Annotated in this window: 15 protein-coding genes; 7 read left to right on the plus strand and 8 right to left on the minus strand. The window is 74.7% G+C overall.

Annotation, left to right across the window (positions count from 1 at the left end):
* Window positions 1-109: 109 nt before the first annotated feature.
* From ACZ3KJ_RS04520 to ACZ3KJ_RS04535, 4 genes are all read right to left on the minus strand, one after another.
* Window positions 110-1594, minus strand: a complete 1485-nt coding sequence (locus tag ACZ3KJ_RS04520; protein WP_467524508.1) for a phytoene desaturase family protein — start codon at window positions 1592-1594, stop codon at window positions 110-112.
* A gap of 560 nt (window positions 1595-2154) precedes the next feature.
* Window positions 2155-2781, minus strand: a complete 627-nt coding sequence (locus ACZ3KJ_RS04525; protein ID WP_467524509.1) for a TetR/AcrR family transcriptional regulator — start codon at window positions 2779-2781, stop codon at window positions 2155-2157.
* A gap of 50 nt (window positions 2782-2831) precedes the next feature.
* Entirely contained in the window at window positions 2832-4916 is a 2085-nt protein-coding gene (locus ACZ3KJ_RS04530) for a YhgE/Pip family protein (protein ID WP_467524511.1), read from the minus strand.
* Window positions 4888-5778 (minus strand): ATP-binding cassette domain-containing protein, encoded by an 891-nt coding sequence (locus ACZ3KJ_RS04535; protein ID WP_467524513.1) that lies wholly within the window; start codon window positions 5776-5778, stop codon window positions 4888-4890. Before ACZ3KJ_RS04535 ends, ACZ3KJ_RS04530 begins: the two co-directional genes overlap by 29 nt.
* Window positions 5779-5951: 173 nt before the next feature.
* Here ACZ3KJ_RS04535 and ACZ3KJ_RS04540 point away from each other — a divergent pair, with 173 nt between their 5' ends.
* The 3 genes from ACZ3KJ_RS04540 to ACZ3KJ_RS04550 all read left to right on the plus strand — a co-directional run bounded on the left by ACZ3KJ_RS04540 (window position 5952) and on the right by ACZ3KJ_RS04550 (window position 8235).
* On the plus strand, window positions 5952-6542 hold the full coding sequence (locus ACZ3KJ_RS04540) for an SAV_6107 family HEPN domain-containing protein (protein WP_467524515.1): 591 nt from the start codon (window positions 5952-5954) through the stop codon (window positions 6540-6542).
* A gap of 246 nt (window positions 6543-6788) precedes the next feature.
* A complete protein-coding gene (locus ACZ3KJ_RS04545) occupies window positions 6789-7559 on the plus strand; it encodes a methyltransferase (protein WP_401696480.1) in 771 nt (256 codons plus the stop codon).
* Between the two features lie 277 nt (window positions 7560-7836).
* On the plus strand, window positions 7837-8235 hold the full coding sequence (locus ACZ3KJ_RS04550) for a DUF3040 domain-containing protein (RefSeq protein WP_385076169.1): 399 nt from the start codon (window positions 7837-7839) through the stop codon (window positions 8233-8235).
* Window positions 8236-8695: 460 nt separating this feature from the next.
* On the opposite strand, the gene ACZ3KJ_RS04555 is transcribed toward ACZ3KJ_RS04550, so the two are convergent.
* The 4 genes from ACZ3KJ_RS04555 to ACZ3KJ_RS04570 form a co-directional block, all read right to left on the minus strand.
* Window positions 8696-11197 (minus strand): transglutaminase TgpA family protein, encoded by a 2502-nt coding sequence (locus ACZ3KJ_RS04555; protein ID WP_467524517.1) that lies wholly within the window; start codon window positions 11195-11197, stop codon window positions 8696-8698.
* Window positions 11194-12570 carry a DUF58 domain-containing protein gene (locus ACZ3KJ_RS04560; RefSeq protein WP_467524519.1) on the minus strand — a complete coding sequence of 459 codons (1377 nt, stop codon included), beginning with the start codon at window positions 12568-12570 and terminating at the stop codon, window positions 11194-11196. Before ACZ3KJ_RS04560 ends, ACZ3KJ_RS04555 begins: the two co-directional genes overlap by 4 nt.
* Window positions 12570-13607 carry an AAA family ATPase gene (locus ACZ3KJ_RS04565; RefSeq protein ID WP_467524521.1) on the minus strand — a complete coding sequence of 346 codons (1038 nt, stop codon included), beginning with the start codon at window positions 13605-13607 and terminating at the stop codon, window positions 12570-12572. The genes ACZ3KJ_RS04560 and ACZ3KJ_RS04565 overlap by 1 nt, the downstream gene beginning before the upstream one ends.
* A gap of 168 nt (window positions 13608-13775) precedes the next feature.
* On the minus strand, window positions 13776-14330 hold the full coding sequence (locus ACZ3KJ_RS04570; protein WP_467524522.1) for a beta-class carbonic anhydrase: 555 nt from the start codon (window positions 14328-14330) through the stop codon (window positions 13776-13778).
* A gap of 446 nt (window positions 14331-14776) precedes the next feature.
* Here ACZ3KJ_RS04570 and rsmH point away from each other — a divergent pair, with 446 nt between their 5' ends.
* From rsmH to ACZ3KJ_RS04590, 4 genes are all read left to right on the plus strand, one after another.
* Window positions 14777-15781, plus strand: coding sequence for a 16S rRNA (cytosine(1402)-N(4))-methyltransferase RsmH (rsmH, locus tag ACZ3KJ_RS04575; protein WP_467524523.1), 1005 nt, complete (start codon window positions 14777-14779; stop codon window positions 15779-15781).
* A 73-nt stretch (window positions 15782-15854) separates the two neighbouring features.
* Window positions 15855-16391, plus strand: coding sequence for a cell division protein FtsL (gene ftsL / locus ACZ3KJ_RS04580; RefSeq protein WP_467524525.1), 537 nt, complete (start codon window positions 15855-15857; stop codon window positions 16389-16391).
* Between the two features lie 5 nt (window positions 16392-16396).
* A complete protein-coding gene (locus ACZ3KJ_RS04585) occupies window positions 16397-18367 on the plus strand; it encodes a peptidoglycan D,D-transpeptidase FtsI family protein (protein ID WP_467524527.1) in 1971 nt (656 codons plus the stop codon).
* Between the two features lie 96 nt (window positions 18368-18463).
* Window positions 18464-20191: a UDP-N-acetylmuramoyl-L-alanyl-D-glutamate--2,6-diaminopimelate ligase gene (locus ACZ3KJ_RS04590; RefSeq protein WP_467524528.1), complete on the plus strand. Its 1728-nt coding sequence runs from the start codon at window positions 18464-18466 to the stop codon at window positions 20189-20191.

The raw sequence follows: 20191 nt of genomic DNA on the forward strand, positions 1-20191 counted from the left end.
ATCGACGATCGCCGTCGGTACCGGCGAGCGTCAGTACGCACGGCGATCAGCGCGGTCCCGGCATCGCGGCGGCGGAAGGACGGTCGTGCTCAGGGGCGGCGCCGTGAGCTCACTGCGAGCCCCGGAACTCCGGTCCCTCCACGATCAGTCCGGACACCAGCGCGCCCGACATGCCCGCGTGCGGCAGACCGCCGCCCGGATGGGCCCAGCCGCCCACGGTGAACAGTCCCGTGAGGCCGGTGGGGTTCCCCGGGTGCAGCAGCCGGCCCTCGGCCGCGGCCAGCGCGGGCGCCGGGACGCCCCCGCCCTCCGCGCCCGTCTCCTCCGCTACGTCGGCGGGCGTGCGCACCTCGGCCCACAGCAGACGGTCCCGCAGGTCCGGCACCGCCCGCTCGGCCACGGCGACCACCGCCTCCGTGTGCCCGGCGGACACCTCCGCCCCGGCGGGGACCACGCACCGCAGCACGACCGCCTCATGGCCGGCGTCCGGCACCAGCGCGGGGTCGTCGGGCCGCAGGACGGTGACGGTCGGGCGGGACGGCACGCCGGGTGCCGCGCCGAAGAGGCTCTCCAGCTCCCCCTCGCGGTCGTCCGTGTGCACCACCGTCCGGTGCGCGGCCCCGGCCGGGCGCCCGCCGCGCAGCGCGAGCAGCACGGTCAGCCGGCCGGGCCGCCCCCGCTGCGGCGCCGGTTCGCCGTCGCCGCGCGGCGGAACGCCCGTCCCGGCACCGCGCAGGGTGCCGGGCGCCACCACGAAGTCCGCCTCCACGACCGTGCCCCCGGCCAGCTCCACGCCCGCCGCCCGGCCGTCCTTCTCCAGGACCCGGACGACCTCGGCGCCGAAACGGAACGCGACCCGGCGGGCCAGGCACCGCTCGTACACCGCGCGGGCCAGCTCCCGCATCCCCCCGCGCACGTACCACAGGCCGAAGGCGTGCTCCATGTACGGCAGCACGGCCGCACTCGCCGGGGCGGTCCGGGGATCGAGGCCGTACGCGAGCGCGTGGCTCTCCAGCAGCGCGGCGAGCCGGGCGTCGCGCAGCTCCCAGGCGCCGACCTCGGCGAGCGTGCCGGCCCGGCGGGTGCGCAGCAGGCGCTTGTGCGGGACCGACGGATAGGGCTCACGCCCGGCCAGCACCGGCCAGTTCGGCCACAGCGGCTCCTCCAGGAGCGGGCGGCGGGTGCGGTCCCAGGCCTCGCGGGCCCGGACCAGGAAGTCGCCCCAGCGCTGCCCGGCGCCCGCGCCCAGCGCCCCCTCCAGGGCGGCGACGACGCCCGCGCGTGAGGCGTTCGGCAGGGACACGGCACCGCCGTCGGCGAACACGTGCCGTGCGCTCGGGTCGACCTGGCGCAGCTCGACGCACTCCTCCAGCGGCTCCTTGCCGGTCTTGACGAACAGATCGCGCCAGACCGCGGGCAGGGGGAGCAGGCCGGGCCCGGTGTCGAAGGAGAAGCCGTCCCGCTCGAAGCGGCGCACCGCACCGCCGTACGTCTCCGTCCGCTCGTACACCGTCACCCGGTGGCCCGCGACGGCCAGCCGGGCGGCGGCCGCGAGGGCGCCCATCCCGGCGCCGATCACCGCAATCCGTGCCATGCCCGCGACTTTATCGGCCACCACCGGCCGTGACGCCGTCGGCCCGGTGCGCACCGGACCGACGGCGTGGGTACCGGCACGGGCGCTCCCGTCCCCAGCCGGCCGCGCCCCGCCGTGGGGGTGAGGACGCAGGTCTGAGTACGGCTACTCAGGCGCGGAGATGAGTACGGTCGCGGATGGGACGCCACCTGCGCGGACGGGAGAGTGGAGGCACGGGAAGGGGCCCGGCTCCGGCACCGCCGGCACGGGGCGGCGGAACGGCGCCGGCCCTCAACCGCTCCTTCCGCCGGCCCCGTCGGCGGAAGCGAGGCACGGGGGAGCGGGGAACGACCGGACGGGGGAGGAACCGGGGGAAACCCCGGGGAATCGGGGGAACGGGGTACGGGGGAGCACGGGGAGCGCCGGTGCGCGGTGGCCCGCGGGGGACGCGGCCACGGCGCACCGGCGCTTTCATCGCGCCGGAGCCCGGAGCCCGGAGCCCGGAGCCCGGAGCCCGGAGCCCGGAGCCCGGAGCCCGGAGCCCGGAGCCCGGAGCCCGGAGCCCGGAGCCTCCCGCGTCTCTAGTTGTGGCCGCTCACGCGCCCCTGCAACAGCCGCGACAGCGCCGCGTGGACGTCGTCCAGGGAGCGCTCCGGCTGGAAGGCCTGCCAGTCCAGGGCGGCCACCAGCACCATGCCGACCAGCGCCGCCGCCGTCAGCTGCACGTCGATCTCGTCGCTGAACTCGCCCTGCTCGATGCCCTCGCGCAGGACCCCCTCCACGACGGCGACCGCCTCCTGCCGCACCACCAGCAGCGTGGACTGCCAGGCCCGGTTGGTGCGCCACAGCTCGGCCACGTAGAGCTGGGTGAACGCCGGATAGCGGTCGATGAAGACGAGGCCCGCGCGGATCATCGCGTCCAGGGCGTCGACCCGGCTGCCGCCCTCGCGCGCCGTGCGCTCGGCCGCCTCCCTCAGGGAGGCGGTGAGGAGGCCCACGCCGTGGCGCAGCAGTTCCTCGAAGAGGACCGACTTGCTCGCGAAGTTGTAGTAGACCGTGCCCTTCGCGACGCCGGCCCGCTCGGCGATCTCGTCCACCGTGGTGGCGGAGAAGCCCTGCTCGGCGATGAGGGTGACGGCCGCCTCGTAGAGCTTCTGCCGGGTGGCCTCGCGGCGGGTGCGGCCGCCCGGCGTGGTGGTGCTGTCCATGCCCCCGATTCTCACAGGTGCCCGGCCGCCCGGGAGCCCCGACCGCGTGGTCACAGCGTGAGTTCCGGGTGCAGCCGGTCCAGTGTCCACACCTGGCGGCGGCGCGCGGACAGGGCGGTCAGCGCGAGGGCGCCCGCGGTGAAGGCGGCCAGCACCACGCACGCGTGCCACACCGGTTGCAGACCACCGCCCGTGATGAGCCGGCGCAGTGCCTCGACGACGTAGCTCATCGGCAGGAAGGGGTGGAGCGCGTTGAAGAAGCCGGGGCTCGTCTGCACCGGATAGGTGCCGCCCGCCGAGGTCAGCTGGAGCATCAGCAGGGCGAGGACGAGGATGCGGCCCGCCGCGCCGAAGCGGGCGTTGAGCCACTGCACCAGGGCCGCGAAGCAGGCCGTCACCAGGAACAGGAAGCCCACCGTGCCGGCCGCCCGTGCCATGTCCAGGCCGATCGCCCAGTGCAGCACCGCCATCAGGGCCGCCGTCTGAAGCACTCCGACCGCCACCACCGGCAGCCAGCCGGCCAGCGCGATCCGCCAGGCCGAGGCGCCCGCCGCGAGCGCGCGCCGGTTCAACGGCGGGATCAGCATGTACGCCACCATCGCGCCCACCCACAGCGACAACGGGATGAAGTACGGGGCGAATCCGGTGCCGTAGTTGGGCGCCTTGTGCAGGTCCTGCGTCGCGAGCCGCACGGGGTCCGCCATGACGGCCGTGCGCGCGTCGCGGTCCTGCTCGTCGTAGTCGGGGATCTGGGCTGCGCCGTCGCGCAGCCCGCCGGCGAGCTTCACGGAGCCGTCGACCAGCTTGTACATGCCGTCGTTGAGGTCCTCGGCGCCGGTCTTGAGCTTGCCGACGCCCTTGTCCAGGTCCGCGGCCCCGGTGTCGGCGGTGCCCAGGCCGGTGTGGAGCTTCTCGGCGCCCGCGGCGACCTCGGCGGCCCCCTTGTCGAGCGCGTTGATCCGGGACACGGCGTCGGCGATGTCCTCCGAGAGGTGCGGGGCGCGGTCGGCGAGTGCCTGGGCCTGCTCCTGGAGCGTGCCGAGGTCGGTGCGGAGCGCCTCCAGATCGCCGTCCTGGTCGGTGACGAGCGTGTCGACGTCGTCGGCGACCAGCGCGACGTCGGCGGCCGCGTCCCTCGCCTTCTCCAGGTCGGCGCAGGCGGCGTCGGGCAGCACCGGGGTCTCGCACCGCGTGCGGTACACACCGGCCAGGGTGTCGGAGGCGGTGTGGGCGCTCTCGGCGGCGGCGGGGGCCGTCTTGACCAGGGTGGCGAGGTGACCGCGGATCACCTGGGCGGAGTCGGCGACCAGTTGGGCGGTGTCCCCGATGGTCTTCTCGTTGTCCTCGAGGAACGGCCCGGCCTCGGCGTAGGCCGTGTTGACCTTGTCGGCGAGGGCCTTGGTGCCGTCCGCGACCTTCTGCGCGCCGTCCTCCAGGTCGCCGGCGCCCTTGTCGAGCTTCTTCAGGCCCTTGGACAGCTTGCCGCTGCCGGTCTTGGCGTCCTTCAGCCCGTCGGCGAGGTCCTGGGAGCCCTGTTCCGCCTTGCCGAGGCCTCCTTCGAGCTGGTCGGCGCCGTCGGCCGCCTCCACCGTCCGCCCGTGGATGTCGGAGAACGAGATGAAGATCCGGTCCAGGAAGGAGCGCGACGCCTTCGTCGACGCGGCCGAGCGCACCTCGCTGAAGACCGTCCGCGAGATCTGCCCGACGATGTAGTTGTTCGCGTCGTTGGTGCGCACCCGCAGGGCGCCGGTCTCGGGGGCGTCGCCCGCGCTGGAGGCGATCCGCCGGCTGAAGTCGGCGGGCATGGTCAGCGACAGGTAGTACGTGCCGTCCTCCACACCCGCGCGTGCCCGCGCCGCGCTCACCTCGTGCCAGTCGAAGACCTCGCTGTCGCGCAGCTCCTCGGTGATGTCGTCCCCGGCGGTGATCCTGCGGCCGTCGGCGGTCGCGCCCTCGTCGTCGTTCACCAGGGCCACGGGGATGCGGTCGAGGCGGCCGTAGGGGTCCCAGAAGGACCACAGGTACAGCGCGCCGTAGAGCAGGGGCAGCAGCAGGAGCGCCACCAGCGCGGCCCGGGGGAGCTTTCCCCGGCCGAAGCGGCGCAGCTCAAGCGCGGCCAGTTTCGGCGAGCGCATCCGCCGGGTCCTCCTTGTCGTCCGTGCCGGTGGTGCCGTTCATGCCCTTCGTGCCGTTCGTTCTGGCCGTCTCGGCCGTGTCGTCGGTCTCGTCGGGCTTATTCGGCTCATCGGGCTCGTCGGGCGCGTCCCAGTCGGCGTGGTCGTCCGCCGGTTCGTGGCGGGGGCCGCGGGTGGCGACCGTGACGGCGCCCTCGGGAGCCTCACCGCAGACCGCGACCACCGTCGTGCCGGCCTCGGTGAGGGACGCGAACAGTGCGTGGACGTCGGCCCGTTCGGCCTCGGACAGCTTCAGGTCGGCGTCGTCGACACCGAGCAGCCGCGGCCGGCCGACGAGCGCCAGCGCCACGGAGAGCCGCAGGGCCTCCAGCCGTTCCAGATCCCGCACGGCGGTCCGGGAGCCCTTGGGCAGCGCCTCCGGGTCGAGCCCGGCCGCGGCCAGCGCGGCGTCCATGCACCGCTTCGTCCCGGCCGCCTTCTCCGCGCGCGGCCGCAGCAGCTCCCGTACGGACCCGGCGAACCGCCGCTCCAGCAGCGCCCGTTCGCGCAGGTGCTCGCCGACGGTCAGGGCCGGGTCGAGGTCGGTGACCCCGGCGACGTGGGCCAGGGCGCTGATCCGGCGGACCGCCGCCAGGTTCTTCGGCAGCCGTGCCGTGCCCACCGTCGCGGTGCCGTCCGTCGCCCTCATCCGGCCGGTGAGCGCCAGCAGCAGGCTGGTCCGGCCGGAGCCGGACGCGCCCTCGATCACGATCAGCGAGCCGGGCGCCGCGTCGAGACCGACGTCCCGGAACGCCCACCCGCGCGGGCCGCGCAGTCCGAAGCCCTCGGCCGTGACGCCGACTCCGTCTCCGTCCCCGGTCACGCGCTTCCCCCCTGCCGGAATCTTTGAACTGACTGGTCAGTGCAAAAACTAGCCCGAACCTTCGATCGAAGCAAAAGCCCAGGTCAGAACGGATTGTCAGTGGCATACCGCACGATGGGCACATACGGCACCCGTAGTAGGTGTGCCGTCACCCAGACGACAGGAGGTTCGTCATGGCCAGCCACCACGCAGCAGCCGCCCGTCGGCACCGCGGTACCGGCCCTGCCCCCTCACTGACCGGCCCGGCGAGCGACGTGCATCCCGTGCTGCGCCGGACCACGGCCCCGCCCGCCGCCCTCGACCTGCTCGCCCAGGCCCGCGCCGGACTGGACGAGGCGACCGTCCTCGAGACCCCCAACGAGCGGTACGCCACGGCCCACCTCGCGGCCCTGCGCACCGCCGCCGCCGTGCTCGCCGCGCGCGGACGGCCCGAGACCACACCCAGGCGCCGCGCCCGCATCCGGAGCGCCTGGGAAGTGCTCCCCGAGATCGCGCCCGAACTCACCGAGTGGAGCGCCCTGTTCGCCTCCGGCGCCGGGCGCCGCGCCCGGGCCGAGGCCGGCATCCGGGGCGCGGCCAGCCGCCGCGACGCCGACGACCTGATACGCGACGTGGCGATGTTCGTCCGCCTGGTGGAGCGCCTGCTGGTCCTCCAGCCGGTCCTGCCCCCGCCCCGCCAGGAGGGCGAGGAACCGGACACGCCGGGCGCCGGGGGCGGGCCGGGCGGACCGGAGCCGGGCCGGGGCATGCCGGACGCGGGGTGAGGAGGACGTGACCCGTGCCGTGCGGACGGCCCGCTCCGCGCGCCGGTGGACCGGGCGCCGGACCGGGGCCCGCCGGGTCCGCCCGCACCCCGCGACCCGTGCGCACCGCAGTGACCGGCCGCGGTACGGAAGGCAATAGGGTGGAAGACGCCTGAGGCCTTCCCTCCCCCCGCAGCCCGGGGCCGGGGAGGCACCCCGTTCGCTCCGCCGCGCAAGAGGCGGTGCCGCGCCGAGGAGTCAACTGCCGTGCCGGACCCGATGCGCCCCCGCGCCTCTCTCCGTACCGCCGTGGTCTGGGAAGTCCTCCGGGACGCCCTCGACCGCCGGGTCAAGGCCACGGGGCGTGAGTCGCTGGACGTCCTCGACACGGGAGGCGGCAGCGGCAACTTCGCCGTGCCCGCCGCCCGCCTCGGGCACCGGGTCACCGTCGTCGACCCCAGCCCCAACGCGCTGTTCGCCCTGGAGCGCCGCGCCGCCGAGGCCGGCGTCGCCGACCGGGTGCGCGGTGTGCAGGGCGACGCCCACGGACTCTTCGACGTCGCCGAGCGCGGCGGCTACGACGCCGTCCTGTGCCACGGCGTCCTGGAGTACGTCGACGACCCGGCCGAGGGCGTCCGCAACGCGGTGGCCGCGCTGCGCTCCGAGGGCGTCCTCAGCCTGCTCGCCGCCGGCCTCGGCGGAGCCGTCCTCGCCCGGGCCCTCGCCGGCCACTTCAAGGAGGCCCGCCAGGCCCTCGCCGACCCGGACGGCCGCTGGGGCGAGGGTGACCCCGTGCCCCACCGCTTCACCGCCGAGCAGCTCACCGGACTGGTCGAGGGCGCCGGACTCAGGGTCGCCGCCGTGCACGGCGTGCGCGTCTTCGCCGACCTCGTCCCCGGCGTGCTCGTGGACACCGAGCCCGGCGCCCTGGAAGCCCTGCTGAAGCTGGAGGAGGCGGCGGCCGAGCTGCCCGCCTTCCACTCCGTGGCCACGCAGCTCCATGTGCTCGGTGAGACGCGGGCGACGGACGGCACCTGAGCGCACTCCCGGGACCCGCCGCTGATCAGCGGCTCGGCCGCACATGGAGTACGCCACAGGCCCCCCGTTCGAGCGCTGTGCGCCGTATGATCGAGGGAGACCGCCCGGCATGACGGGTCGGCCGCTGGGGAATGGAGTTGTCAGCGGACCGGGACGTCCATGACGGGCTCCGGTTGGCCAATTGGCGCAGAGGGGCGGGTTTCACGGGGGCGATTCCCTGCCTATCCTGAAGGGACCCCCCGGGTCGCCCCGGCGACTGCACGATGAGGAGGACTCCGTGCCGCTCTCGGAGCACGAGCAGCGCATGCTCGAGCAGATGGAGCGAGCGCTGTACGCCGAAGATCCCAAGTTCGCGTCGGCGCTCGAGGGAAGCGGGCTGCGTACGTACACCCGGCGGCGGGTCTACCAGGCAGTCGCGGGCTTCCTGGTGGGTATCGCGCTCCTCATGGCCGGTATGGTCGCCAAGCAGGTCTGGCTCAGCGTGGTGGGATTCCTCGTCATGCTGGGGTGCGCGGTTCTCGCCGTGACCGGCTGGCGCAAGGCCCCCAAACCCGGTGAACAGCCCACGGGAGCCCCGCACGCTCGCGGTCAGGGACGGGCGAAGCGCTCCATGATGGACCGGATCGAGCAGCGCTGGCAGCGCCGCCGTGACGAGCAGGGTGGCCACGGCCACTGAGTTCTGCCCCGGCGTCCGGCAGGGCCGCACAGCTCGTGCCACGACTTCGCTGAGGGGGTGACCACCCGGTCGGGTGGTCACCCCCTCGCGCATGCGCCCACCCCGCCGCCAGCGCCCGGCCCAGCCGGCCTCGCCCAGCCTTGCGCGGCCCTCGTCGCCCGCCTGGCGGACCCGGACCCTGCGCCCCCAGGCGGCGGAGTCGGCCCCGCCCGCCCCGCAGCGAACGGCCTCCGGGAGCATCGCATCCCCCAGCGTCCGGGCCCCCGGCCCTGGATCACTTCCGGGACGGGGACCGAACACAGCGCTCCCGGTGGCCCCGCACCGCGAGACCACCGCCGCTCCCACCGGCCGACCGCTCGGGCCGGCCCGTGGGGCTCGGAACTCACCGCCTCCCACGGCGGCCCGCCGGGCTCTGAGCGCCCCGCCGCCCGCCGTCCCTCCCGGCACGCGCCGGGCGCTGTCAGCCGCCCTCGTGTCCGGACGGTGACGCGCGGCGGATCAGGGACGCCCACCGGGCCGCCCCGGCCGCCCGCAGGGCCGTCCACCGGTCCGTGAGCTCCCAGACCGCACGCACGGCCGAACGCGGTGCGAGCACCGCACGCAGCCGCGCGGGCCGGCCGGCCCGCGCGCGCAGGGCCGCCCACACCCCGCGCACCTCGTCGGCCAGGCCCGCCTCGGCACGTGGCTCCGGCGCGTACAGCACCTGCTCCACGGCGCCCGCGACCCGGTGCACCGAGCGGGCCGCCGCCTCGTCCAGCTCACCGAGCCGGACGATCCGCTCGGCCGCCCGGCGGGGCGTCAGCGCATCGTCCGGGGCGATGCCGTAGTCCCAGGCCGTGTCGGTGAGCTCCCGCCACACCGCCAGCACATGCCCGGCGGCCGCCTCCGCGGCCTCGTGCGACGGCACGTCCGGCAGCACCGCCGCACCGGCGCCGGGACCGTGCCCGCCGCCGGTCCCGCGGGCGCCCGGTCCCGGGCCGGTTCCGGCGGACCCGGTGTGCCGGGCCGACGTCAGCCGCACCGCGCGGCGTCTGCGCCGCCACAGCATCGGCAGCAGCGGAACCATCAGGGCCGCCGCCCCCAGCAGGGTCCAGCCGGCGGTCCGCAGCCACGGGGTGCCCCCGCCGGCCTGCTCCGCCGGGTCCTGCGGCAGCGCGCCGGCGCAGTCGTCGAGCTGCCGGTCGACCGCCGAGCAGCTCGTGCTCTCCGACGGCTCCGCCGACGGGGACGCGTCCGCCGGGGCCGACGCCTGCGGCAGCTCCGGCACGGCGTCGTCCGACACCTCCGGGACGGTGTACGAGGGCGTCGTGCCCCGCGTCGGGGTCGGCTCGAAGCGGGTCCAGCCCACCCCCTCGAAGTACAGTTCCGGCCAGGCGTGCGCGTCCTTCAGACCCACCACCACCGAACCGTCCGCCTGCGGCGAGCCGGGCGCGAAGCCCACCGCGACCCGGGCCGGGATGCCCAGCGTGCGCGCCATCGCCGCCATCGCGAACGAGAAGTGCACGCAGAAGCCCTGCTTGTCGCGGAGGAACCGGGCGATCGCGTTCGTGCCGCCGCCGACCTCCACCTCGGTGTCGTACTCGAACCCGCCCGTCACCGCGAACCAGTCCTGGAGCGCCACCGCACGCTCGTAGTCGTTCGCCGCCCCCTCGGTCACCGCGCGGGCCGTGCGCTCCACCACCGCCGGAAGCGAGTCCGGCACCTCGGTGTACTCGCCGCGGATCGCCCCGGGGGCCTCCGGCGCCGAGGCCAGCTGCTGTGCCGTCGGCCGCACGTCGAGGCTGTCGACCTGGTACGTCTTGCCGCGCGTGGTCTCGCCGTGGTCGCCGACGAGGGCCATGCCGACCGGTTCGTACCGCCAGTTGCCCTCGATCCGGACTCCGCTCGGCGGATAGGGCATCGGCAGCCAGTCCTGGGCGTACCAGCCGGCGGCCGAGACACGGGTGGTGATCTGCGAGCGCCGGACGTCCGGGCCCAGGCCGGTGGGCGTGGGCAGCTCGTCCGGCACGGCGACGATGGTCCGCTTCGACGGCTTCCACGTGGTGCCGTCGAAGTCGTCCAGGGAGACGATCCGCAGGTACAGCTCCGAGACGTCGGCGGAGTCGGTGCGCAGGGTCAGGACCGTGCGGTCCTCGTCCACGTTCAGGCTGTCGCGCAGGGACACCAGCGGGTTGACCGCGGAGATCGTGCCCCCGCCGCCGCTGCCCGCCCCCACTCCGGCGCCGGCGCCGTCCAGCAGGCCGCCGTCGATCGCGGGCAGCGGCAGCAGCGGCACCACCAGGGCCACGCCCAGGGCGGCCGCGCCGATCCGCCGCCCGGTGCGCACCGGGGCCACGGGGGCGGACGGTCCCCCCGCGGCGCGCGGGCCGCCGCCGAAGACCCGGCCCCACTGCGCGAGCCGCTCCCGGCCCTCGGCCAGCAGCAGCATCAGATATCCCGCGGCGGCGACCAGGAACCACACCCAGTCGGCCGCTCCGTCGGACAGGCCCGCGGCGATCGAGTACAGCGCGAGCAGCGGCAGGCCGGCCGGGGCCGCGTTGCGGTAGGTCACCGCGAGGGTGTCCACCGCCAGACCGATCACCAGCACCCCGCCGACCAGCATCAGCCGGATGCCGTCGGACAGCGGGGCCGGGATCGCGTACCGCCCCACGTCGTCCGCGCCGGCCCGCAGCAGCTCGGCGAAGTGCTGGAACGCCTCCGGGCCGGGGACCAGCCCGACGAGGGCGTACTCCCGGGCGAATGCCACGGTGAGCAGCACCAGTGCGACCAGCGCCTGGGCCAGGACGGTCAGCGGCCGGGCCAGCGGGACCCGCCGCGCCGCCGCGCCCGCCAGGGACTGGAGGGCCAGCAGGAACGCGGCCTGCACGACCCAGACCAGCCGGTCGACCAGGGGCAGCAGGGCGCTCGACGCCGCCAGCGTGGCCGCCGCCGAACACAGGGTGAGCCGCGTCCGCCCGCTCATGATCCCGCCCCCCTTCCGCTCGTCCCGCCGCCCGCCGTCACCACACCGGAGCGCTCGCCGTCCGCCCGGCGCCACAGCTCGCCCAGCGCGGCGCCCCGCGGCACGCTCAGGGCCGTCCACCCCGCCTCGCGCAGCATGCGCAGCCGGTCCTGTGTCCTGTTCATCGGATCGGACCCGGCATTCGGTTCACGCCCCCAGCCGTCGCCGTCCAGCAGGAAGGCGACGGCACCCCCGCTGCGCCGCCGCATCCTCGCGGCCACCGCGGCCTGCTCCTCGTCGAGCTCCCCGAGGAACGCCACCAGCAGCCCCTCGTCGCCGCCGCGCAGCACGTCGTGGGCCGGCGACAGACCGGTGCCGTCGGAGTGGTCGATCACGGCGAGGGTGTCCATCATCAGCCCGGCCGCGTCCGCCGACCCCTGGCTCGCCCCGGCGAACCCGTCGGCGCCCTCGCCGGGCACCGAGCTGCCCGTGTCGGTCAGCAGCCGCACGGAGAAGCCCCGCTCCAGCATGTGCACCAGCACGGACGCGGCGGCCGAGACCGCCCACTCGAAGGCCGAGTCGGGGCCCGCGCCCCGGAAGGCGAGCGCGCGGGTGTCGAGGAGCACGGTGCAGCGCGCGCGCCGGGGCTGCTCCTCGCGGCGCACCATCAGCTCGCCGTAGCGGGCCGTGGAACGCCAGTGCACGCGCCGCAGGTCGTCGCCGTAGCGGTAGCCGCGCGGGATCACGTCGTCCTCGCCGGCCAGCGCCAGGGAGCGCTGCCGCCCGTCGCCGTACCCCTTGGCCTCGCCGCCGAGCCGCACCGGCGGCAGCGGCTCCACGCGCGGGATCACCGTCAGGGTGTCGGACGTCGAGAAGGAGCGGGTCAGCTCGCACATGCCGAACGGGTCGCTCAGCCGCAGCTGGAGGGGGCCCAGCGGGTAGCGGCCGCGCAGGTCGGAGCGGACCCGGTAGGACACCTCGCGGCGGCCGCCCGGCTCCACCCGGTCCAGCACGAAGCGGGGGCGCGGCCCGAGCACGTAGGGCACCCGGTCCTGGAGCATCAGCAGGCCCGTGGGCAGCCGGGAGACGTTGTCCATGCGCAGGTGGACCCGCGCCTCGCTGCCGGCGGGCACCCGCGCGGGCGCCAGCCGGCGGCTGCCGGAGACCCGGTAGCGGGTGCGGTAGACCACGGCCGCGCAGACCAGGGGCAGCGCGGCCAGCAGCAGCCCCACCCGCAGCAGATCCGGCTGTCCGAGCACGTACGCGCAGACGGCGGCCGCGATGCCGGCGGCCAGGAAGGAGCGGCCGCGGGTGGTGAGGCCGGCCAGCGCGGTGCGGGCAGCGCCCCGCTCGTCGCGCCCGGCCTCGCCCCGCCCGGTTCCGCCGGAGGCCATCACAGCCTCCGCGGCTGCTGCTGGTCGAAGGCCTGCGCGCCGGCCCCGAAGCCGTGGCCGCGCTGCTGCCCGGGGGCCGCGGGCACCGGGGTGCGCTGGAGGATCTCCTCGACGACCTGCTCGGCCGTACGGCGGTTGAGCTGGGCCTGCGCGGTGGGCAGCAGACGGTGGGCCAGGACGGCCACGGCGAGCTGCTGCACGTCGTCCGGCAGCGCGTACTCCCGGCCGCAGAGCGCGGCGGACGCCTTCGCCGCGCGCAGCAGGTGCAGCGTCGCGCGCGGCGAGGCGCCGAGTCTGAGGTCGGGGTGGGTGCGGGTGGCGGCGACCAGGTCGACGGCGTACCTGCGCACCGCCTCGGCCACGTGCACCCCGCGGACGGCGTCGATCAGCTTGACGATCTCGTGCGCGTGCGCCACCGGCTGGAGGTCGTCCAGCGGGCTCACCCCGCCGTGCACGTCGAGCATCTGCAACTCGGCTTCGGGGCTCGGGTAGCCGATGGAGACGCGCGCCATGAAACGGTCGCGCTGGGCCTCGGGCAGCGGGTAGGTGCCCTCCATCTCGATCGGGTTCTGCGTGGCCACCACCATGAACGGGCTGGGCAGCTCGTAGGACTGCCCGTCGATGGTGACCTGGCGCTCCTCCAGGGACTCCAGCAGCGCGGACTGGGTCTTGGGCGAGGCGCGGTTGATCTCGTCGCCGATCACGATCTGAGCGAAGATCGCGCCCGGCTTGAACTCGAAGTCGCGGCGCTGCTGGTCCCAGATCGACACGCCGGTGATGTCCGACGGCAGCAGGTCGGGCGTGAACTGGATGCGCCGCACCGAGCAGTCGATGGAACGGGCCAGCGCCTTCGCGAGCATCGTCTTGCCCACGCCGGGGACGTCCTCGATCAGGAGATGGCCCTCGGCGAGCAGCACGGTCAGCGAAAGCCGTACGACCTCGGGCTTGCCCTCGATCACTCCCTCCACCGAACTGCGGACACGCTCCACAGTCGCGGTCAGATCAGTGAGGCTCGCTCGATCGTCATAGGTCGTCACCCGGCCCTCCTCGGCCCGTTCCTCCGGGCCGACGCTGCGCGGACCGGCCCACCCCGAAACACGGGCACCACGCGGGGAGACCCCCGCGTGACACCACTCCCGCATTCTTGCTGCCGTTACCGATTCGTGTCACTCGCCTGTGGACAACTGACAGCGATACGTCAGGTCTCAGGACGGTTGCCCCGGGTCGATCTCGCGCAGCAGGCCGGTCTTCACGTCGAACACGAAACCGCGCACGTCGTCGGTGTGCTCCAGGAACGGCGAGGTGCGCACCCGCTGCATCGACTGCCGTACGTCCTGGTCGACGTCCCGGAACGCCTCCACGGCCCAGGCGGGACGCTGACCGACCTCCATCTCCAGTTCGTTACGGAAATCCTCGGTGATCGACTCAAGGCCGCAGCCGGTGTGGTGGATGAGCACGACGCTGCGCGTGCCGAGCTTGCGCTGGCTGATGGTGAGGGAGCGGATCACGTCGTCGGTGACGACGCCGCCCGCGTTGCGGATGGTGTGGCAGTCGCCGAGTTCCAGGCCGAGGGCGGCGTGCAGGTCGAGACGGGCGTCCATGCAGGCCACGACGGCCACCCGCAGCACGGGGCGGGCGTCCATGCCGGGGTCGGTGAACTGAGCGGCGTACCGCTCGTTCGCCTCGACCAGGCGGTCGGTGACGGTGCCGCCGCCTATGGCGCCTTCGGACTCGACGGGTACGGATGCAGAAGTCGTCATAGCCATGACGTTACTGGTCACCGGCGTTCCGGGCCTGTCGTGAGAAGGGAAAAAGCCGTCATCACCTGTCACCTGTGAGGTAAGCCACAGGAGGGAGCGTGCCGCGGCCGACCGGGTGAAATCCGCCCGCGCACCGCTTGGCGCCCGGGCGGGCCCGCGACGCGCAGGCCGGTTGATTGACCGCGAGACAGGGTGGACTAAAGTGGCGCGAAGCGGGAGGCGACGATCTTCCCGCTGGTGAATTCCCCGTGAGACCCCGGCGCGGCAGCCGGAGATCTCCCCGCGTGCGCGGCGCGTACGTACGGCTCGGCCTCCTCCCGCTCCCGGCCGGCTGACGCCTGAGGCGCCGGCGGGCCTCCCGTCACCGGGGGTACCCCCGCGTCCGCCGGGGAGCGGGGGGACCCGGCGGTGCGGACGGGCCCGCCGGATCTGAGAGGGCCCAAGAGGTGGAGGGGCGCGAAGCGCATGCGAACGACGGCGAAGGCGCACGACCGGAGGGACGGACCCGGCACGTCCCGGTGATGCTCCGGCGGTGCCTGGACCTGCTGGCCCCCGCCCTGGAGCGGCCCGGAGCCGTCGTCGTCGACTGCACCCTCGGGCTCGGCGGGCACAGCGAGGCCCTGCTCACCCGGTTCCCCGGCGTCCGGCTCGTCGCCCTCGACCGCGACACCGAGGCGCTGCGCCTGTCCGGCGAACGGCTGGCGCCCTACGGCGACCGCGCCACCCTCGTGCACGCCGTGTACGACGAACTGCCCGAGGTGCTGGAGCGCCTCGGCAGCCCGCGCGTGCAGGGGGTGCTGTTCGACCTCGGGGTCTCCTCCATGCAACTCGACGAGGCCGAGCGGGGGTTCGCCTACGCCCAGGACGCCCCGCTCGACATGCGCATGGACCAGACGACCGGCATCAGCGCCGCCGAGGTCCTCAACACCTACCCGCCCGGTGAACTGGTGCGCATCCTGCGGGCGTACGGCGAGGAGAAGCAGGCCAAGCGGATCGTCTCCGCGATTGTGCGGGAACGCGAGAAGGAGCCGTTCACGCACAGCGCCCGGCTCGTCGAGCTGATCCGGGGCGCGCTGCCGCAGGCCGCCAAGCGGACCGGCGGCAACCCCGCCAAGCGCACCTTCCAGGCCCTGCGCATCGAGGTCAACGGTGAGCTCGCCGTACTGGAGCGCGCGATCCCGGCCGCGGTCGACGCCCTCGCCGTCGGCGGGCGGATCGCCGTACTGTCGTACCACTCGCTGGAGGACCGGCTGGTCAAGCAGGTGTTCGCGGCCGGAGCCGCCTCCACCGCGCCGCCCGGGCTGCCGGTCGTGCCCGAGCGCTACCAGCCGCGGCTCAAGCTGCTCACGCGCGGTGCCGAACTTCCCACCGAGGAAGAGATCGCCGAGAACCGGCGGGCGGCTCCGGCCCGGCTGCGCGGGGCCGAGCGCATCAGGGAGGCCGTTGAGTGACGGGTGTGAGGCGGGCACGCCGGGGGACACCCCGGCCCGAGTGGGTTCGTGACTCCGACCCGGGGGAGGGCGAGTGAGCGGGAAACCCGAACTGAGGGGGAGGGCCGCCCGGCTCGCGCGCCTCTTCCCGGCGGGCCCGCGCCAGGCCGCCCGCACCCCCTTCGTGCTGCTCGTCGTGCTGCTCCTCGGCGGCGGCCTCATCGGTCTGCTGGTGCTGAACTCCGCGCTCAGCGAGGGGTCGTTCCGGAAGGACGACCTGGAGAAGGAGACCAAGGCCCTCACCGACGAGGAACAGGCGCTCCAGCGGGACATCGACTCCTACTCGGCCCCGGACGCGCTCCAGCGCCGCGCCCGTGAACTGGGCATGGTGCCCGGCGGCGACCCCGCCTTCCTCGACCCGGACGGCACCGTGAAGGGCGTGCCCTCCGCCGCCCCGCGCTCCTCGGCCGACCCCGCCAGCGCCGTACGGCCCCCCGAGGTGATCGCCTCCGGCCTGTCCGCGGTGACCTCCGCCTCCGACGCCCCGTCCCCGGCGGCCGGCCCCTACCCGGCGGCCCCCGCCCCGACGGCAGTGCCCACCCCAGTCCTTCCCCCGACCCCCGGCAGGTGACGGAAGTGTCCGACAGGCAACCGCCGCGCCGGCGCGTTCCCGGCCCCGCCCGGCCCGTCCGGCCCTCGCGGCCCGCCGCGGCCCGGCGCCGCCCAGGGCCCGGTGCCCGCCCGGCCCGCCGGCCGGCCGCGCCGCGGCCCGGGGCTCCCCGTGTCATCCGGCTCGGCAGCCCGCGGCCGCGCCTGCGCTTGGTGGGCCTCGCGCTGACGCTGGTGCTGGCCGCCTTCGTCGTACGGCTGCTCCAGGTGCAGGCCGTCGACGCGAGCACGTACGCCGCCGCGGCGGAGCAGAACCGGTATGTCGGACAGGTGCTGGCCGCCGAGCGCGGTGAGATCACCGACCGCTCCGGCGTGGCCCTGGCGACCAGCGAGGACGCCTACGACATCACCGCCGACCCGACGATGTTCGCGCGCGAGCAGCTGAAGATCGACGACGGCCCCGAGCAGGCGGCCGCGCTCCTCGCGCCGATCCTCGGCCAGGAGCAGTCCGACCTCGTCGCGAAGCTGCGGCCGGAGGACGAGGACGCCCGCTACGCCAAGCTGGCCAGCCGGCAGACCCCCCAGGTCTGGAAGCAGATCAAGGACCTGAAGTCCGCGCTCGCCACCAAGGCGGAGACGGACGGCTCCACGGTCAACGTCCTCGCCGGCGTCTTCTCCGTCCCCAGCAGCAAGCGCGTGTACCCCAACGGCGACATCGCCGCCGGGATACTGGGCTGGGTCAACGCCGACGGCAAGGGCGGCGGAGGCGTCGAGCAGCAGCTGAACACGGTCCTGACCGGCAAGGACGGCAAGATCCGCTACGCCCAGTCCGGCGGCCGCCAGGTGCCCACCGCGGGCTCCACCGAGACGCCCGCCGTGCCCGGTTCCGACGTCGAGCTGACGATCGACCGGGACATCCAGTGGGCCGCCCAGAACGCCATCACCGAGCAGGTGGAGGAGTCGAAGGCCGACCGCGGCTACGTCGTCGTCCAGGACACCCGCACCGGCGAGATCCTCGCCATGGCCAACTCGCCCGGCTTCGACCCCAACGACCTGTCCGACGCCGACCCCGCGGCGCTCGGCAACGCGGCCCTCCAGGACGCCTACGAGCCCGGCTCCACCGCCAAGGTCATGTCGATGGCCGCGGTGCTGGAGGAGAACGCCGCCACCCCCCTGACGCACGTCACCGTGCCCAACCGGCTGCACCGCGGCGACCGGCTCTTCCAGGACGACATCGACCACCCGACCTGGTACCTCACGCTCAACGGCGTGCTCGCGAAGTCCAGCAACATCGGCACCATCCTGGCGACCGGCCAGCTGGGCGAGACGCAGGCCGAGGCGAACGAGGTCCTCTACTCCTACCTGCGCAAGTTCGGCATCGGCAGCTACACCGGGCTCGGCTTCCCCGGCGAGACCAAGGGCATCCTCGCGGCGCCCGACGACTGGTCCACCTCGCAGCAGTACACGATTCCTTTCGGCCAGGGCGTGTCCGTCAACGCCGTCCAGGCGGCCTCCGTCTACTCGACGATCGCCAATGGCGGGGTCCGCGTCGAGCCGACCCTGGTGCGCGGCACCAAGGGGCCCGACGGACGCTTCACCGCGGCCGAGGCCCCGCAGAAGACCCGGGTGGTCAGCGAGAAGACGGCCAAGACCCTCGCCCAGATGCTGGAGTCGGTCGTGGACGACGAGGAGGGAACCGGCGCCAAGGCGCGCATCCCCGGCTACCGCGTGGCGGGCAAGACCGGCACCGCCAACCGTGTGGATCCGGCCACCGGCAAGTACAACGGTTACACCTCGTCCTTCGCCGGGTTCGCGCCCGCCGACAACCCCCGTGTCACCGTCTACTGCGCGATCCAGAACGCCACCGAGGGCAGCTACTTCGGCGGCCAGATCTGCGGTCCCGTCTTCAAGCAGGTCATGGAGTTCACCCTGAAGTCCCTCCAGGTGCCCCCGACCGGGGCGAAGGCCGCGAACCTCCCGGTCTCCTTCACCCCCTGAGCCCTCCCGGGCGCCCCCGCCCCGCCCCCGACCCGTGAGCCCCTCAGCCCGTCCGCCCGCCCGTGTTCAGCGCCGAACCAGCCAGGAAATCAGCCCGTGACCATGATCACCCCCGATCCCGGGAACCACGCTCCGACCGGGACCCCGCCGCGGCCCTCACTTCGCCCGCAGGCGGGTACGCCCGGTACGCTCACCGCCGTGCCACACGCTGATCAGTCCCAAACCACCCAGAAGGGCGCTTCCGTGACGTATCCGGGGCCGCCGCGACCGGTTCAGGTCTCCGCCACACCCCTCGCGGAGCTCGCCGATCAGCTGGGTGCCGCCACGCCGCAGGGCGCCGCCGAGGTCACGGGCATCACCCACGACTCCCGCGCCGTCCGCCCCGGCGACCTGTACGCCGCCCTCCCGGGCGCCCGCCTGCACGGCGCCGACTTCGTCACCCAGGCCGCGGGCCTCGGCGCGGTCGCCGTCCTGACCGACCCGACCGGCGCCGAGCGCGCCGCCGCGACCGGTCTGCCGGTGCTGGTCGTCGACGACCCGCGCGGGCGCATGGGCGAACTGGCGGCCACGATCTACGGCCACCCCGGCCGTGACCTGCTCCAGATCGGCATCACCGGCACCTCCGGCAAGACCACGACGGCGTACCTCGTCGAGGGCGGCCTGAAGGCCACCCGCGCCACCGGGGAGGAAGACCGGCGCGGAGCGCCGCCGGCCGAGGGCGGTGACGGGCGACGGGTGGGACTCATCGGCACCGTCGAGATGCGCATCGGCGACGAGCGGATCAAGTCCGAGCGCACCACCCCCGAGGCCACCGACCTCCAGGCCCTCTTCGCGGTCATGCGCGAACGCGGCGTCGACGCCGTGGCGATGGAGGTCTCCAGCCACGCCCTGGTCCTCGGCCGGGTCGACGGCTGCGTCTTCGACATCGCCGTGTTCAACAACCTCAGCCCGGAGCACATGGAGTTCCACTCCGACATGGAGGACTACTTCCGGGCCAAGGCGCGGCTGTTCACCCGTGAACGCAGCAGACTCGGCGTGGTCAACCTCGACGACGAGTACGGCCGCAGGCTCGCCGCCGGTGAGGCCGAGGTCCCGGTCGTCACCTTCTCCGCCGAGGGGAACCCCGACGCCGACTGGCGCGCCGAGGACGTCCGGACCGGCCCCATGGACTCGATGTTCACCGCCGTCGGCCCCCGCGGCGAGCGCGTCGCCGCCAGATCGCCGCTGCCCGGCCCCTTCAACGTGGCCAACACCCTCGCCGCGATCGTCGCCCTCTCCGTGGCCGGCCTCGACCCGCAGGCCGCCGCCGACGGCGTCGCCGCCGTACCGGGTGTGCCGGGCCGGCTGGAGCGGGTGGACGCCGGGCAGCCCTACCTCGCGGTCGTCGACTACGCGCACAAGACGGACGCCGTCGAATCCGTCCTCCGGGCGCTGCGCAAGGTCACCAAGGGCCGGCTGCACATCGTGCTCGGCTGCGGCGGCGACCGCGACACCACCAAGCGCGCGCCGATGGGCGCCGCCGCGGCCCGGCTCGCCGACACCGCCGTACTCACCTCCGACAACCCCCGCTCCGAGGACCCCCTCGCGATCCTCGCGACCATGCTCCAGGGCGCCGCCTCCGTGCCGGCCCACGAGCGCGGCGAGGTCCAGCTCTTCGAGGACCGGGCCGCCGCGATCGCCGCCGCCGTCGGCCGCGCACGGCCCGGCGACACCGTGCTGGTCGCGGGCAAGGGCCACGAGCAGGGCCAGGACATCGCCGGTGTGGTCCGTCCCTTCGACGACCGCCAGGTGCTTCGCGAAGCTATCCAGAAGACCCAGGGATGA

Source organism: Streptomyces sp. NPDC003248, from assembly GCF_055563235.1.